11 protein-coding genes are annotated in these 14,275 nt (G+C 75.0%); 9 read left to right on the top strand and 2 right to left on the bottom strand.

Annotation, left to right across the window (positions count from 1 at the left end; translation table 11 throughout):
* Nucleotides 1-555 precede the first annotated feature (555 nt).
* Nucleotides 556-1,467, bottom strand: coding sequence for a MerR family transcriptional regulator (locus MY526_RS15825; RefSeq protein WP_436704435.1), 912 nt, complete (start codon nt 1,465-1,467; stop codon nt 556-558).
* Nucleotides 1,468-1,569: 102 nt separating this feature from the next.
* On the opposite strand from MY526_RS15825, the gene malQ reads away from it, so the two are divergent.
* From malQ to MY526_RS15800, 5 genes are all read left to right on the top strand, one after another.
* Nucleotides 1,570-3,405, top strand: coding sequence for a 4-alpha-glucanotransferase (gene malQ, locus MY526_RS15820; RefSeq protein WP_436704433.1), 1,836 nt, complete (start codon nt 1,570-1,572; stop codon nt 3,403-3,405).
* Between the two features lie 49 nt (nt 3,406-3,454).
* Nucleotides 3,455-3,763: a hypothetical protein gene (locus MY526_RS15815; protein ID WP_436695011.1), complete on the top strand. Its 309-nt coding sequence runs from the start codon at nt 3,455-3,457 to the stop codon at nt 3,761-3,763.
* Nucleotides 3,764-3,839: 76 nt separating this feature from the next.
* Nucleotides 3,840-4,040, top strand: coding sequence for a hypothetical protein (locus MY526_RS15810; protein ID WP_436695009.1), 201 nt, complete (start codon nt 3,840-3,842; stop codon nt 4,038-4,040).
* 3 nt (nt 4,041-4,043) lie between these two features.
* Nucleotides 4,044-4,484, top strand: a complete 441-nt coding sequence (locus tag MY526_RS15805) for a hypothetical protein (RefSeq protein WP_436695008.1) — start codon at nt 4,044-4,046, stop codon at nt 4,482-4,484.
* A gap of 13 nt (nt 4,485-4,497) precedes the next feature.
* A complete protein-coding gene (locus tag MY526_RS15800; RefSeq protein ID WP_436695006.1) occupies nt 4,498-5,283 on the top strand; it encodes a DUF998 domain-containing protein in 786 nt (261 codons plus the stop codon).
* 7 nt (nt 5,284-5,290) lie between these two features.
* Here the strand turns inward: MY526_RS15800 and MY526_RS15795 are convergent, their stop codons facing one another.
* Nucleotides 5,291-6,298, bottom strand: coding sequence for an Acg family FMN-binding oxidoreductase (locus MY526_RS15795; protein ID WP_436695004.1), 1,008 nt, complete (start codon nt 6,296-6,298; stop codon nt 5,291-5,293).
* A gap of 110 nt (nt 6,299-6,408) precedes the next feature.
* On the opposite strand from MY526_RS15795, the gene MY526_RS15790 reads away from it, so the two are divergent.
* The 4 genes from MY526_RS15790 (at nt 6,409) to MY526_RS15775 (ending at nt 14,275) form a co-directional block, all read left to right on the top strand.
* Nucleotides 6,409-7,293, top strand: coding sequence for a universal stress protein (locus MY526_RS15790; RefSeq protein ID WP_436695002.1), 885 nt, complete (start codon nt 6,409-6,411; stop codon nt 7,291-7,293).
* 879 nt (nt 7,294-8,172) lie between these two features.
* Entirely contained in the window at nt 8,173-10,116 is a 1,944-nt protein-coding gene (locus tag MY526_RS15785) for a chitobiase/beta-hexosaminidase C-terminal domain-containing protein (RefSeq protein WP_436704431.1), read from the top strand.
* 264 nt (nt 10,117-10,380) lie between these two features.
* Nucleotides 10,381-12,069, top strand: coding sequence for a fibronectin type III domain-containing protein (locus MY526_RS15780; protein WP_436704429.1), 1,689 nt, complete (start codon nt 10,381-10,383; stop codon nt 12,067-12,069).
* Nucleotides 12,070-12,247: 178 nt separating this feature from the next.
* Complete coding sequence (locus MY526_RS15775; RefSeq protein ID WP_436694996.1) at nt 12,248-14,275, top strand: peroxidase family protein; 2,028 nt, start codon at nt 12,248-12,250, stop codon at nt 14,273-14,275.

Here is a 14,275-nt window from a genome sequence, read left to right as displayed (position 1 = left end):
TCGGCCAGCTGCACCGGCACCCGATCGGCCGGCCACTGGTCGGGCAGCGCGAGCTCGGCGACCCTCAGGCCGACCCCGAACCCACTCCCGCTGAACACGACCCCAACCCAAGACCGGGGTACGACACTTTCTGGGCCTCTCACCAGCACAGACGCACGAACTCCGGGAAAGACGATCCGGGAGTCGGTCGGCGCGGCGGGACCAGTCACACGGTGGGCACCGCGGCCCGACAGGCCCGGCTCCCTCCCGGACTTTCCGCGCCGAAAGTCCGGTCCCAAGGAGGGACGCCGGCCGCCGGGCGCCGGAACGGGTGGGAGGTGAGGTGGGTCCAGGACGGCCTTTCGGCGCCGAAAGTCCGGGCCCAACAACGGACGGCCGCCGTCAGAACCCGGAACGGGTGGGAGGAGGACTGGGTCCAAGACGGACTCTCGGCGCGGAAGGTCCCGTCCCCGACGGTCCCCGACGGGCCCGGCCATCCCGGACTCCCGGCGCGGAGAGTCGCGTTCCAGGGCGGATGCCCCCGCCGGGCGGGCGGGACGGCCGGTTCACGACGGATCAGTTGACCGCGCGGAGGGCGGCGATCCACCACTCGACGGCCGGGACCGAGGGCTCGAAGGGCGGCCAGCCGTTGAGCACCCCCAGCAGCTGCCAGTAGCGCTCGACCCGAGCGTCGGTGAAGGTGGCCAGCCGGTCGGCGAGCTCGGCCCGCCGGGCAGGAGACACGTCGCCCAGCCACCCCGCCACCAGCGCCTCGGCCGCCCGCGTGCCCGGCACGACGCCCCCGTCGAGCCCCCGGCGGCCCAGCGACACCATGCGGCCGGCGTCGGCCCCGAGGGTGTCCGGCTCCTCCGGCGTCGCGCCCGCACCGGCCACTGCCATCTCCCGCACCCGGTCGGCGAAGGAGGGGTCGGCCACCAGCCGCGCCAGCTCCAGCCAGGCGCCGACCTGCTCCGGCGTCGGCTCCTCGGGCAGTTCGGCGGGCAGCGTGCGCATGCCGGCCGCGATGCCGGCGCCCGAGGCGTCGTCGGGCAGCCCGGCGAAGGCCCGCTCGACGAACTCGTCGATCAGCTGCTGCCGCTCGCGGGCGGACAGGGTGCCCAGGTCGTGCACGATCCTCATCTCCTCCGTCGTGGTGCCCGCCGTCGCCACGAACCGCAGCAGGGTGCGGCGCAGGCGCAGCAGGCGGATCTCGGCGTCCAGCGCGCGGACGTGCTCGGCCGCCACCTCGGCCACCGTGCGCCGGCGGGCGAGCAGCTCGCGGATGGCCGCAAGGCCCAGCCCCAGCTCGCGCAGGGTCCGGACGAGGTCCAGCCGGGCGACGGCGTCCGCGTCGTAGAGCCGGTAGCCGCCGGCCGAGCGGGACGGCGGGTCGACCAGGCCCTCGTCGGACCAGAAGCGCACCGTCCGCACGGGGACGCCGAGCCGGTGGGCGAGCTGCCCGATGGCGAGCCGTCCGTCCTCGGTCATGCGGCGACGATGCACCCTCCAGCCGCTGGAGGGTCAAGGACGAGACCGGCACCACTGTGGCGCTGCGGTGTGGGCACCGCCCCGGCTGGGGAGGATCGGGGGGTGACGCGCACGCCACCCACCGACGAGTGGGGCATCGATGCCAGCTGGGTCGACGCCCTCGACGAGGAACACCGGGTCGACCCGGCCACCATCGAGCGGCTGCGGGAGGTGATCGGCACGCCGCCGGCCGACCTCGACGAGCGCGCGCCGATCGTCGCCCGGCCCGGGGACGCCCTCGAGGTCGACGAGGCCGAGGTGACCTGCGAGGACGGGACCGTCCGGCAGGTCGACGGCGAGCTGCCCGAGGACTTCCCGCTGGGCTACCACTGGCTGCAGGAGCCCGGGGGGCCGCGCCGGCGGCTGATCGTCTCCCCCGGCCGCTGCTGGCTGCCGGCCGACCGCGCCTGGGGTTGGGCGGTGCAGCTCTACGCCACCCGCAGCCGCGCCAGCTGGGGCATCGGCGACCTCGCCGACCTGCGCGCCGTCCGGGAGATGGCCGCCGGGCAGGGTGCCGGCTTCGTCCTCATCAACCCGCTGCACGCCGTCGCCCCGACGGCGGGGCAGGAGGCCAGTCCCTACCTCCCGGCCACCCGGCGCTTCCGGAACCCGGTCTACCTGCGGGTGTCCGAGGTACCCGGCGCCGGTGCCGTGGACCTGGAGGACGACGCCGGGCGGGCCCTCGGCGACGGCGAGCTGATCGACCGGGACGCGATCTGGGCACGCAAGCGCGAGGTGCTCCGCCGGGTCTTCGACGCCACCGGCCGCGACGACCCCGCCTTCCCCGACTGGTGGTGGCACGAGGGTCAGCCGCTGCAGGACTGGGCCACCTGGTGCGCCCTCGCCGACGTGCACGGACCCGACTGGCACACCTGGCCCGAGGAGCTGCGCGACCCGCGCAACCCGGCCGTGGGCGCGTTCGTCTCCGAGCACGAGCGCGACGTCGCCTTCCACGCCTGGCTGCAGTGGGCGCTGCACCTGCAGCTGTCGGCCGCCACCGAGGGCATGACCGTCATCCAGGACCTCCCGATCGGCGTCGCCGGCGGCGGCGCGGACGCCTGGACCTGGCAGGACGTGCTGGCCACCGGGGCGAGCGTGGGCGCGCCCCCGGACGCCTTCAACTCCCAGGGCCAGGACTGGGGCTCGCCGCCGCTGATCCCGTGGCAGCTGCGCGCGTCGGACTACGAACCGTTCATCCAGTCGATCCGCGCCACGATGGCCGGCGCCGGTGGGCTGCGCATCGACCACGTCATGGGCCTGTTCCGGCTGTGGTGGGTGCCGTCGGGCGGGAGCGCCGCGGACGGCGCCTACGTCCGGTACCCGGCCGAGGACCTGCTCGACATCGTCGCGCTGGAGAGCGCCCGCGCGCAGGCCGTCGTCGTCGGCGAGGACCTCGGCACCGTGGAGGAGGGCGTCCGCGAGGCGATGGCCGAGCACGGTGTCCTCAGCTACCGGCTGCTGTGGTTCGAGGAGGACGCCCCCGCCACCTGGCCGGCCGAGGCGATGGCCGCCATCACCACCCACGACCTGCCCACCGTGGCCGGCCTGTGGACCGGTGCCGACGTCGACGAGCAGCGCGAGCGCGGCACCGGGAGCGACGAGGAGCTCGAGCGTGGCCGGCGGTCGCTCCTGACCAGGATCTCCGGCGTCCGGGAGAACGCCACCCCGGAGACGGCGGTGGAGCGCGCGCACGAGCTGCTCGCGCAGGCGCCGTCCCTGCTGCTGTCGGCGACGCTGGAGGACGCCGTCGCCGAGCGTCGCCGGCCCAACATGCCCGGCACCACCGACCGTCCGAACTGGTCGCTGCCGCTGCCGGTCCTCGTCGAGGACCTGCCGGAGCACCCGCTGGTGCAGACGGTGGCCCGCACCCTCGCCGAGGGCGCCGCCCGGCGCGACTGAGGGTCGCGTCGGTCGAACGGGTGTTCGATCAGCGTGCCAGACTCTGCCCATGGCCGGCGGCATGCACCCAGGACGGTCGGGCGGTTCCCTCGGTGAGCGGGCCGCCCGGTCGGGGGTGACGCCGCCGGCGCCCGAGCCGTTCCGCCCGGCGGCCACGAGCCGCCGGGCGGAGGGCCGGGGCCGGCACTGCTGGGTGCACGACCCGCCGGGGGCACCCGGCGTGTGGCCGGGGCTGCTGGTCGAGTGGCGGCAGGCCGACGGCGGCTGGCTCGGCCGGGTCACCTACGCGGTCGCGGGGCCGCACGGTCCCGTGCTGGTCGAGGCGTGGGTGCCGGCGGCGCAGCTCGAACAACGCTGACGACCGGGTTACGGCCCGGGCTCCCTGGCTATGGCTCCCCGTGACGAGACATCCTGCGACGAAGCGGAGCACCGACATGAGCGAGCCCGACCGCCCCACCCTCGACGACGTCATGGAGACCACGGAGTCCGCCCCGCGGGACCGCCAGGCGCACGGCAAGGCCGATCCGCGACCGAACGACGACGAGCTGCAGCACCGCACCGAGCAGGAGCGGCAGCTGGTCGACTCCGACGACGCCGATCCCGCGGGGGCCGAACAGCACGCCGCGACCGACTGAGCGGTGCACCTGGCGGCCCGGGTGCCCCGCCTGTCGGTGGGCGACGTCGCCTGCTGGGTGCTGAAGTCGACCCGGCCGCCGGAGGCGATCGACCCCGGCTGGCCGGTCGGCGGCACCCGGGAGCTCACCCGCTGCGTGCGCCGCTCCTACCGGCTGGAGCTCATGCGCCCCGGGCAGAAGTGCCTGCTGTGGGTGAGCGGCCGCACCGACCCCGGGGTGCACGCCCTCGGCCGGCTGTCGGGTGGGCCCGAGGAGCAGGCCGACGGTCCGGTGGTCGCCGTCCGGCTCACCCGGCTCCCCTCGCCCGTGCCGCGGGCCGAGCTGCTCGCCGACCCCGCCGCCGCCGGCGCCGAGGTGCTGCGGATGCCGGCCGGCAGCAACCCGTCGTGGCTGGCGGCCGCCGAGTTCGCCGCCGTCCTCGCCCGGCTGCCCGAGGGCGCCTGACCGGCCTGGGACGATGGCGGGCGTGACTCCCTCCCGGTACCGCTGGGGCGCGCTCGCCTGGCTGCTGACCCTGCAGTTCTTCGTCGTCGAGGCCGTCGCCGCGCTGCAGGCCGACGGCTACTCCCGGGCCGACGACCTGGTCAGCGCCCTCGGTGCGGCCGGTTCGCCGGCGCACGTGCTGATGAACGCCTCCTTCATCGCGCAGGGGCTGCTCATCGGCGCCGGTGCGGTGCTGCTGCGCCCCGCTCTGGCCGGCACCGGCGGGCGGCTGGCGCCGGTGTTCCTCACCGCGGCGGCGGTCGGGGTCGCGCTGGTCGGGGTGTTCCCCCAGGGCGGGCAGGACGCGCTGCACGAGGCGGGCGCCGGCCTGTACCTGGTGGGCGGCGGGCTGGCGCTGATCGCCCTCGCCTACGCCGTCCGGCCCCGGTCGGAGGTCCTGGGGACGGGGCTGGCCGTGCTCGGCCTGGTCGGCACGGCGATGACGGTGTTCTTCGTCGCCGGCATCACCGGCCACCTCGGCGAGGGCGGCACCGAACGGGCCGCGGCCTACGTGCTGCCGATCGGGCTGGCGCTGGCCGGCGCCGGGCTGTGGCGGCTGGCCGGGCGGCCGGTGGCCGACGACCGGCCCACCCGGCGCGAGCTCCGCGAGCGGGAGCGGGCGGAGCGGGCCGACCGGGCCCGCGAACGCGACGCGGCCCTGGAGGCCGGGGTCCGCCCGCCCGGGCCGGCGCAGGCCGAGGAGCCCGACGAGGACTTCGACCCCGAGGACCCCTGGGCCCGCACGCAGCGCCGCGAGTGAACCGCGGTCAGCCGGTGGGCTCGACGCGCAGCACGTCGGTGACCGGACGCCGGCCGGAGTGCGGCGCCGCCTCGGCCGACGGGTACCCCATGCGCAGCAGCATCTGCGGGTAGCCGACCAGCGACAGCCGGCTGCGCAGCCGCGTCCGGGTGGACGGCCAGTCCAGCGCCTGGGTGAGCGGCGAGGCGGCCACCCCCTCGGCGGTCGCCTGCAGCAGCACCCGGCCCAGCGCCTGCCCGGCCAGCAACCACGCCGCCCGGTCATCGCTCGTGGTGCCCAGCAGGACGACGGTGGGCCGCTCGACCGCCGGCGGCGGCGCGCCGGCGTCCGCCTCCGGCAGGAAGCGCCCGTGCGGCTCGCGGGTGCCGACGACGAAGTCGCGGATCAGCCAGTTGGACGGCCGGGTGGCCGGGTCCTCGCTCGGGACGGCGTCGACGGGGACGCCGTCCGTCGCGCCGGGGTCGGTGCGCAGCCAGCGCTGCAGCTCGGCCACGTACTCGGGGTTTCGCTGCTCCATCTCCTCGGCGCGGGAGATGAGGAAGACGGTGGCGACCTCCTCCTCCGACTCGGTGATGGGCTTGACCCACACGCCCAGCCGGCCGGCCTCGGCCTGCAGCCGGTCGACCAGCCCGGCGGGGAGCGCCCGCGGCCGGAACGGGGCACGCTCGGTGTGCCGCCGGCCGATCGCCCCGGCGAGCGCGCGGTCCTCCGCCGTCACCTCGCGCGGCGCACCGAGACGCACGGTGGCCAGGTGGTCGCGGTCGGCGCCGGGCAGCAGCTCCACCTCACCGGCGTGGCCCGCGGCCCGCAGCGCGACCGCGGCGAACTCGACGGCCACCCCGCAGCTGATCACCTGCTGCCGGCCGCCGGGGTCGAGGACCGGCAGCGCCCGGTCGGGGTCGAGGTACACCTCCAGCCGGTCCGCGCGGGCGGTGAACCGCCAGGGCTGGGTGTTGTGGATCGACGGCGCCCGGATGGCGGCCTCGACCACCGCGGTCCAGCCCTGCTCGTCCATCTGCGCAGCCTCCGTCTCGCGGCACCGGCCCCCGGACGGGGCGGCCGCGTCCTGCCTACCCCATGACGCGCCGGTCGCACGACGTCGGCCCCTGCCGAGAGGATGGGGTCATGAGCGCCCCTGACCCCGCCGTCCGGACCCTGCGCGTGCTCGTCGGCTACGACGGCTCCCCCAGCGCGGTCAACGCCATCGAGGCGGCCGCCACCCTGGTGCCGTCGGCCCGTGCCTCGATCCTCAACCTGTGGGAGCCGCCGTTCACCTCCCCGGAGCTGCGCCAGCGGCTGGCCGGGCGGGCCTCGGGCCTGCAGGCCCTCGGTGACCTCCTGGAGAAGGAGGGTCGGGCCGAGGCCGAGCGGATGGCCGGCAACGGCGTCAAGCTGGCGCGCGCCGCCGGCTGGGAGGCCGACGGACTGGTCAAGCGCACCTTCGGCGGGGACGGGTACCAGTTCGCCCGGACGGCGGAGGAGCTCGGCGCCGACCTGGTCGTCGTGGGCTCCCGCGGGCTCGGCGGGGTGCGCGCCTCCCTGGGCAGCGTGTCCGAGCTGGTCGTGCACGTGAGCCCGGTGCCGGTGCTCGTCGTCCCCCACCCACTGACCACCGAGGAGTGGGCGGCGGCCGCCTCGGGACCGGTGCTGGTCGGCACGGACGGCTCGGCCGGCGCGCGGCGGGCGATCGACGCCGCGGCGGCGCTGTTCCCCGGCCGGCAGCAGCTGCTGGTCGCCGTCGCGGAGCCGGGTCCCGGTCCCGGGCCCGCGGCACCGGACGGCGCGGAGCTGCTCACGGTGCCGTGCTCGGGCCGGCCGGGCAGCGCCCGCGCCACCGCCGCCACGCTCGCCGAGACCGCCGCCGGTCGCCGTGCGGCCGTGGTCGCGGTGGGCAGCCGCGGTCGCTCCGCCAGCCGCGAGCTGCTGCTCGGCAGCGTGCCGCGGGCGCTGCTGCACTGCGCCCACCGGCCGGTGCTCGTGGTCCCGGCCGAGCCCGCACCGGCCGGCTGACCGCCGCCGGCGGATCCGCGCAGGTCAGCGGGCACGCACGCCCGTTCGTGCGACCTCGGGTTGGGGCCCGGGCGCACCCCTGCCGGCGGCTGCCCGCGAACGCGCCGCCCGACGACCCTTCCTCCGCACAGATCTCGGTCGCCCGACCGGGGTCAGGGTTGGACGACTGCGGAGAGTCCCCATGACCACAGCACGACCCCTCGCGGGCGGTCGCGGAAGCGGACGTGGAGCTGCGGCCCTTCCGCGTCGCGACTGCTCCTGAGCGCACGCACCCGGCGGGCTCGACGAGACCGGCGTGGGTGCCTGGAACACCACCCTCGACCCGGCTCCGGCGACCAACCTGGGCGTGATCTACATCATGTCCAGCAACGGTGACGTCGAGGGGCCTTTCACGGTCGAGGCCCGCTGACGCCGTCCCGGCCGGGCCCGCAGCGGGCCCGGCCGGGAGGTCGCACGAACTGGACACCTGCACGACCCGAGGGCCCGTCACCGCGAGGTGGCGGGCCCTCGGGCGTGCCCCCAACCCTAGCGGACCAGCTCGTTCCGGAAGTCGCCCCCGGATTGGGGGTCCTACGCCCCCCTCCTCACGGCTGCCTTCCCCCCACCCCGCCACGCGACTGTCTCCGCACGGCTTCGATCACCCGATCGGGGCATTCGCGGACAGCGGAGACCACCATGAGTCAGTCACGACCGACCCACATCGGCGGTCGCGGGGGCGGATCCGGAGCCACAGCTCCTTCCGCGTCGCGACTGCCCCGATCCACGAAGCGCGCAGGCCGCGTCGTCCTCAGCAGCGCGCTGGCGATCGCCTCTGCGACCGGCGGGCTCTTCCTGGCCCAGCCGGCCGGCGCGGCACCGCCCCCGGCCCCGCACAACATCGTGGTCTTCCCCAACCGCGACTTCGTCACCGTCGAGGGCTTCCAGAACCGCGTCGGCCAGACCGCGACCCTCGAGGTGCTCCGCGGCGGCGTCGTCGTCGGCTCGGCGCAGTCCGTGGTCGCGGCCGGTGACGTCGCCTTCGAGGTGAACCACCCCGGCGGTGCCTGCTGGGGCGCCGGGGCCGGCCCGGACCTCCAGGTGACCCCGGACATCCGCGCCGGCGACATGGTGCGGATCCGGTTCGGTGACACCGTGCTCGGCGACACGATCGTCCAGGACGCCGCCGTCGACGCCAGTGCCGTCCGCAGCGGCAACACCGTGACCGTCACCGGATACATCAAGGACGGCGTGAACCTGTCCCAGGTGGAGCAGCGGGTCATCAACCCCGACCTCAAGGACACCTCGGTCGGCCGCCGGGACGTCCGCGCGGTGCCGGGCGGTACCGGGGACACCGGCTACACGTCCAGCCTCGCCATCAACGACGCCGCCAACACCTTCACCGCGACCTACACCTTCACCGGTGCGGACGCCGCGACGGTCGCGGAGATGGTGGCGACCGGCGGCGGCGAGCGGTTCATGTCCTGGCAGGTGCAGGACACCGCCGGCAACCGGCAGGGCCTGACCATCGCCGAGTTCGGCGAGCTCGGCGGCCCCGGCATGGGCGGGTGCCCGGCCGGTCCCGTCGACGCCGTGGCGCCGGCCGGCTCGTTCTCGGCGGTGCGGAACGCGACCAACCCGGCCCAGATGGCGGTGAACTGGACCCCGGCGGCGGCCGTTCCCGACGCCCAGGCCGTCACCGGCTACAGCGTCGTGGCGATCGAGGCGGCCGCCGCGAACGCCCCGGCCGGCACGCCGCGCGTGCAGACCGGTGTCCGCCTCGGCGCCACCGCGTCGAGCGCGAACCTGACGCTGGACCCGGCCAAGCAGTACGACATCGAGGTCCGGTCGCTGGCCGGCCCCCGGATGAGCGAGGCGTTCGCGCCGGCCAACCCCGGCAGCACCCCGGGCACGCCAGGAACGGTGGACACCACGCCGCCGACGCTGACCACCACCCCGACCCTGAGCGCCACCGCGGTGCAGACCCGGACGGTCTCGGTGACCAGTGACGGCGACGTCTACTACACGACCGACGGCAGCGACCCGACGCTGGCCGACATGCCGTCGGCCACCGCCAAGCTGCTGAAGGCCGGCGAGACCATCCCGGTCACCACGGCCAACACCACGATCAAGCTGGCGGCCTTCGACGCGGCGGGGAACATCACCCGGCTCGAGGGTGTGGCCTCCCCGGCTCCGGCCGCCGCGGCCGCGATCCCGCAGGGCGTCACGGTCGACAGCGTCGTGCCGGCGGGTCCGAGTGCCACGGCCCCGCAGGGCGCGGTCAACCTGAGCTGGACCGCCGTCCAGGACGCCACGGACTACCGCGTCCAGGTCTGGACCGTGGCCGGCACGGGCTCCACCGCGACCGTCACGCGGGCGGCCCAGTTCGACAAGGTCGTGACCACGCCGAGCGCGGAGATCACCAACCTGCCGAAGAACGCCGACGGGCAGCGCTACCGGTTCCGGGTCGCCTCCAGGACGCCGGCCGCCACCACGTACTCGGCCAACTCCGCCAACGTGGACGCGACCGTCACCGGGGACGCCGTCACCATCGAGCTGGCCGCCTACCGGACGGGCAATGAGTTCCGCCTCGGCGGCAGCGCCTCGATGGTGACCAACGGGGCCGGCCAGCCGGTCACGATCACGGTGTACCGGTCCAACACCGCCGGCACCGCACCGGGTACGGCGATCGCCGGCGCGACGGCCCCGGTCACGGCCCTGGTCGCTCCCGAGGTCGGTGGCGAGTGGGAGCTCCGCCTGGCGCCCCCGCCCGCCAACCCGGGCCGGGTCTGGATCAAGTCCAGCGAGGGCGGCATCGCCGGTCCGTTCGACGTCACCGTCCAGTGACCCACCCCGGGCGGCCTCGCCAGGGGTGACCCCGCCCGGCGAACACCGCAACTGAACACCCCAAGGGCCCGTCACCAGCCGGTGGCGGGCCCTCGGGCCCTTGCCAGACGCCGGTCCGCGTGCTCGCACACCCTCGGATTGGGGGATCCGGCTCCCCCCCTCGAAGGCTGCCCTCACCTGCGCCGCCTCGACAGGCTTACCGCAACGTCCCGGCGAACGCTCGTGGACGGGGGGCCCGACGCACGACACCTGGAGGGGACGGCCATGAGCCTGACGCAACGACGCCCGAGCACGACCGAGCACGGACGGGGATCGCCACTCGGCCGGCGCGTGGTCGCCGGCCTCGCGGCGCTGGTCGTGCCGGTGAGCATGGCGACGGTGGCGACGGCGGCGACCGAGATCACGGTCAAGAACCCCGGCCAGCTCGTGCAGGCCGGTCCGGTCGACGCCAGTCACGGGTTCCCCACCTGGTACGAGGACAAGAGCGGCGTGCGGCTCGAGCCCTGCCTCGACCACACCAACCCGCTCTGCGGCATCCCGGCCGACGAGGTGCCCAATCCCTCGGCGCCGGTCTCCTTCCCGAACAACTTCCCGGGCGAGTTCTTCTACCAGCTCGTCGAGGCCGAGCTGCCGCTGCGCGGCGGCGGCACCGCCTCGCTCGTCCTGGGTCTCGAGGGCGCCTGGCTCAACGAGGTGGTCAACCCCGGCGAGCAGACCGTCTTCGCCCGGGTCCGGGTGGACGTCGACGACGCCGCCCCGGGCACGACCTTCCGCTTCAAGCACCCCTTCGGTGAGCTGACCGTCGACACCGACGCCACCGGCCGCGGCCGCTTCGTCCAGGACGTCTCGCCGGCGCTGGGCAACTTCGACACCCCGCTGGCCGGCAACCTCGGCCCGTTCCTCAAGTGGCGGCCCGGCGTCCTCCCGGCCCCGCCCGCGGGCTACCTCGGCAACCCGGACGTCCTGCACCAGGTCACCGGCAGCCCCACCGGCTTCAACCGGTTCACCGCCTGGCAGGGCTCCCTCCAGGAGGGCACCACCGACCTGTTCAGCATCACCGGCAAGGTCGCGGTGAACACCGGCCTCAAGGTCGACCTGGCCGCGGTCAACGGCACCCACCTCGACGTCTTCACCACCAGCAAGGGCAGCGCGCTGGAGGTCGTCGGCCAGGACGGCCGGTTCGCCACCACCCCCATGGAGCACGACCCGGGCTCCGACCGGTTCTACGTCCGCATCCCGCTGCAGAGCGGGGCGACCGCGCCGACCGAGGTGACCGTCCGCAATCTGAGCGACAAGCCGGTCAGCTCGAGCACGTACAAGATCAACGGCGTGTCCGTGAGCCAGGCGACCTACGACGGGACGAACCTCACCGTCGCGGCCTCGGCCGTCGCCCCGGCGTCCTATCCCCTGACCGTGGTCGGGATCGGGACGCTCGACTCGGCCGCGGCGAAGACCTTCGCGATCTCCGCGCCTCCGGCGACGGTGACGGTCAAGGACGCCAGCGGCGCCACCGGGACCATGCGGGTGAGCATCACCGACGGCCCGGCCAGCCCCGGCGGCACCCCGCCGACCGACCCCGGCCCCGACCCCGGTCCGGTGACCGACCCGGGTGGCGGCGGCGGCACGGAGACCCCTGCCACCGTGCCGGGTGCCCCGACGCTGGGCGCCGTGACGGCCGGCAACGCCTCCGCGGTCGTCAACTGGACCGCACCGGCCAGCGACGGCGGCTCGGCTGTCACCGGGTACCGCATCACGGCGGTCCCGGTGGCACCGGCCGACAACCCCGGCGCCGTCCTGCCTCCCACGGTGACCGCGAACGCCGGGGCCACCGCCACCACGGTGACGCTGACCACCCTGGTCAACGGCCAGCGGTACAACGTCCGCGTCCGGGCGATCAACTCGGCCGGCGTCGGCGACGGGTCGCTGGGCAAGGCGGTGACCCCCACCGCCTGACCGCACTCCCGGACCGAGGGCCCGTCACCGGTCGGTGGCGGGCCCTCGGTCTGTGCGGAGCCCCGCAGATTGGGGGGCGGGAGACCCCACGGACGTGACTGCCCAGGTCGGAGCCGACACGACAGGCTCATCCCATCGCGGGCCAGGAGGCCCTCACGAAGCCGGGGGGCGACGAGAGATGCAGCACGACGACACGACCGCGGGGGTGTGCCCGTTCAGCGGCGCGACCGCCGGACCGGCCGGCGGGGTGAGCCGGCGCGGGTTCCTCACCACCGCGCTCACCGCGGCGATGGTGCCCGCCGTCGGCGGGATCGGGGCCACCGCCCTGGCCGCCGAGGAGGTGCCGGCGGACGGGACGACGGCGCCCGCGCCGACCGCACCGGCCGAGACGGCCGCCCACGCGGTGGGCGACCCCCGCGGCGCCCAGATCGCAGCCCAGGCGGGGCGGACCAAGCGCGCCCGGTTCGGCCTCCTGTTCCCGCAGCTGCCGGCGTACGCGCCCGCCGACGGGCTGCTGCGCTGGCTGGCCGAGGACATGAACGACGGCAAGGCGCCGCTCTCCGACGTCAAGGACAGCGACCTCGCGTTCGACAACCCGGGCATCCCGGCCGGCTACATCTACTTCGGCCAGTTCGTCGACCACGACATGACGCTGGACAAGACGCCGCTGACCCAGCGGCTGCAGGACCCGCTGGCGATGGTCAACTACGACAGCCCGCGGTTCGACCTCGGCAGCGTCTACGGCAAGGGCATCAGCGGCAGCCCCGAGCTGTACGACCCCGCCCGCCCGGGCTACCTGAAGGTCAACCCGCACGACGACATCGTCGACCTCCCTCGGGACGAGGTCGGTGCCGCCTACCTCGGCGACCCGCGCAACGACGAGAACCTCATCGTCGCCCAGCTGCACACGGTCTTCATCCGGCTGCACAACAAGCTGATGGACCAGGGCAACTCCTTCGCCCAGGCCCGGAAGCTGTGCCGCTGGCACTTCCAGTGGCTGATCGTCAACGACTACCTGCCGCGCATCGTCGGTCAGGACGTGGTCAACAGCCTCATCAAGCGCGACGGCACGGGGCCGATCAAGTTCGTCGGCACGTTCTACAAGCCGGAGGACACCGCGCGCCCTTACATGCCCGTCGAGTACTCCGGCGCCGCCTACCGCTTCGGCCACAGCATGATCCGGGCCGAGTACGAGGTGCAGGACGGCCACACCGTGCCGATCTTCGGCAAGGACGGCTTCGAGGACCTGCGCGGCAACCGGCCGCACCCGCAGAACCTCTGGATCGACTGGAACTACTTCTTCGACATCCCCGGCCTCGAGCCGCCGGACGACCGCAACATGGCCCGGCTCATCGACACAGACATCTCCCTGCCGCTCTACACGCTGCCGCCGACCGTCGTGGCCCCGACCGACAAGGCGATCGTGGCGCTCGCCGAGCGGAACCTGATCCGCGGCAAGCGGCTGGGCCTGCCCTGCGGCCAGGACGTCGCCACCGCCATGGGCATCACCCCGCTCACCAACGCCCAGCTGGGGCTCAAGCAGCCGGGCTGGGAGGGCAAGGCGCCGCTCTGGTACTACGTCCTCAAGGAGGCCGAGCTCGTCAACAAGGGGGCGAAGCTCGGCCCCGTCGGCGGCCGGCTGGTCGCCGAGGTCATCCTCAACATGATCGCGATGGACCCCGAGTCGTACTTCACCCTCAAGCCCGGCTTCCAGTGGAAGCAGAAGCTCGGCATGGGCGACCTCATCCTCCTGGCCGGCGCGCTGGACCCCCGCTCGCGCATCGTGCAGCCCGAGGACGCGGAGGTCGGCGCCCTGCCGCTCCCGGCCGACGAGCAGATCAACCCGGAGGCGACCACCCCGGTCGACTCCGCCACGCTCCTCGAGGGCGCCGACCAGGCCGGTACGGGCACCCCGACAGCCCCGGGTGCGCCGAGCATCGGCGCGCTGACGCCCGGGAACGCCTCGGCGACGTTGACCTGGCGCCGGCCGGACAGCGACGGCGGCTCCCCCATCACCGGCTACCGGATCTCGGCGGTCCCGGTGACCGGCGGCACCGCCGTCGGGATGAGCGTCGGGGCCACGGCCATCGAGGCCACGGTGACCGGGCTGGTCAACGGGACCGCCTACAACGTGCGGGTCCGGGCGCTCAACGCCGTGGGCATCGGCGAGGGATCGCCGGGCAAGCAGGTCACGCCGTCCGGCTGA

The organism is Geodermatophilus sp. CPCC 205761 (assembly GCF_051383655.1).
Classification (GTDB): Bacteria; Actinomycetota; Actinomycetes; order Mycobacteriales; family Geodermatophilaceae; genus Geodermatophilus.
The sequence above is the reverse complement of the archived record's forward strand: the minus strand, read 5'-3'. Positions and strand labels throughout refer to the sequence as shown.

What these genes read in the sequence shown, in the direction of transcription:
- MY526_RS15825 (WP_436704435.1), bottom strand. Translation starts at nt 1,467, where the DNA reads ATGACCGAGGACGGACGGCTCGCCATCGGGCAGCTCGCCCACCGGCTC.
- MY526_RS15815 (WP_436695011.1), top strand. Translation starts at nt 3,455, where the DNA reads ATGGCCGGCGGCATGCACCCAGGACGGTCGGGCGGTTCCCTCGGTGAG.
- MY526_RS15810 (WP_436695009.1), top strand. Translation starts at nt 3,840, where the DNA reads ATGAGCGAGCCCGACCGCCCCACCCTCGACGACGTCATGGAGACCACG.
- MY526_RS15800 (WP_436695006.1), top strand. Translation starts at nt 4,498, where the DNA reads ATGGCGGGCGTGACTCCCTCCCGGTACCGCTGGGGCGCGCTCGCCTGG.
- MY526_RS15795 (WP_436695004.1), bottom strand. Translation starts at nt 6,298, where the DNA reads ATGGACGAGCAGGGCTGGACCGCGGTGGTCGAGGCCGCCATCCGGGCG.
- MY526_RS15790 (WP_436695002.1), top strand. Translation starts at nt 6,409, where the DNA reads ATGAGCGCCCCTGACCCCGCCGTCCGGACCCTGCGCGTGCTCGTCGGC.
- MY526_RS15780 (WP_436704429.1), top strand. Translation starts at nt 10,381, where the DNA reads ATGAGCCTGACGCAACGACGCCCGAGCACGACCGAGCACGGACGGGGA.
- MY526_RS15775 (WP_436694996.1), top strand. Translation starts at nt 12,248, where the DNA reads ATGCAGCACGACGACACGACCGCGGGGGTGTGCCCGTTCAGCGGCGCG.